At 44.2% G+C, this 958-nt stretch carries 1 pseudogene; it reads right to left on the bottom strand.

The features are described 5' to 3' along the window. Window positions 1-758 (bottom strand): annotated as a pseudogene (locus A3766_RS26175) (hypothetical protein); the annotation flags it as partial. Window positions 759-958: the final 200 nt, after the last annotated feature.

The raw sequence follows: 958 nt of genomic DNA, 5'->3' as shown, positions 1-958 counted from the left end.
AGGGCCTGTTTACCTTGTTCAAGCTGTTTCTTTACGCATTCGATATAAACTTCAGTTTTGCCGCTGCCCGTTACACCCTGAAGTAGGGTTGCATTGATAGTTGCATCGGCGTTAAGAATTGTCTCAACTGCAAGCTTTTGCTCGGTATTGAGGGTTTTGCTTTGAATGGGCGCTTTGCTTTGTTGTTCTTTTTCCGCGCTCAGGGGGTCATAGACTTCTTTATATATGTAGCCTGCGCCTTCCAGGTTTTTGAGTTGACTGTTGCTATATCTCATAGCTTTGAGTGTATCGAGCCAAACGCCTTCAGGGTTGCTTTCGAGATAGTCGAGTATCTCTATTTGCTTGGTTGCATTCGCTCTACCTTCAAACTGTTTGGGGCTGCGATACCATTTGCTTAGCTCTATGCTTTTGACCAACGCGCCTTGCTTTGCAGAGGTTGTTCTAAGTGCTCCGGGCAGGGCGGTCGCGAAACAATCTCCAATAGGGTGACAATAATAGCTTGAGGCCCAGTTTAGCAGCTGCATCAAAACGCTTGGAAAAGTGGGTGATGGATCTAGAAGCGCCAAGGCGTTCTTGATTTTCCCCTCATGAGCCGAAGGGGTATTTTGTATTTTAGTGATAATGCCAACTAACTTTCTTGGCCCAAAGGGAACGAGAACCCTGCTCCCTTCCACAAGATATTCAGGGTTTATCTTATCAGGCGGCAGATAATCAAAGCAGCGAAATAAAGGGGTGGGGACTGCAACGGTGATGATCATGCAAGATACGAAGGAAATCTCTTAGAAGTAGGAGGCTAAATTCTAGTGCATTTCAAAAATGAAATAAACGATGCTTGCTTATTGTGTTTATTTTGTTAATATGCGCCGTCTTAAAAATTGGCAGTCACTCTGTCTTTTGTCTAAAAATTTGTTTTCAAGGCAAGTTTGAAGGTGTAAAGATAGATGGGAAGCCCCCTTTC

Source organism: Oleiphilus sp. HI0132 (assembly GCF_001635845.1).
The sequence above is the reverse complement of the archived record's forward strand: the minus strand, read 5'-3'. Positions and strand labels throughout refer to the sequence as shown.